The organism is Saccharopolyspora karakumensis (assembly GCF_004349225.1).
Lineage (GTDB): Bacteria > Actinomycetota > Actinomycetes > Mycobacteriales > Pseudonocardiaceae > Saccharopolyspora > Saccharopolyspora endophytica.
The window spans coordinates 1-301 of the sequence record NZ_SMLA01000136.1 but is presented as its reverse complement, the minus strand read 5'-3'; the positions used below and the strand labels follow the sequence as shown (position 1 = coordinate 301).

1 protein-coding gene is annotated in these 301 nt (G+C 66.4%); it reads left to right on the top strand.

The features are described from left to right. Nucleotides 1–135, top strand: a 135-nt coding sequence (locus E1202_RS31165) for an aldehyde dehydrogenase family protein (protein ID WP_132686883.1), incomplete at its 5' end; no start/stop codon positions are given. Between the last annotated feature and the right edge of the window lie 166 nt (nt 136–301).

Genomic DNA, 301 nt, shown 5'->3' with positions numbered 1-301 from the left:
AACCAGCACCAGGTCACCGTGCCGGAGATGCCCTTCGGAGGATTCGGAATGTCGGGCTACGGAAAGACCCTGTCGGCGATGTCCATCGAGGACTTCACCCAAACCAAGCACGTCATGATCCGGCCTCGAGCCTGACCGAGACGATCGGAGGCCGGTCACCGCGCATCGCGGTGACCGGCCTCCGATTATTATCGCCCCGACCGCAGGAAGCACGACCACCTGCTCGGCCGTCACGACCGACAACTGCCACGCGCTGGCGGCAGCTTCTCGCGGACGACCGGCTCCGCCCGCCCGGTTGCCG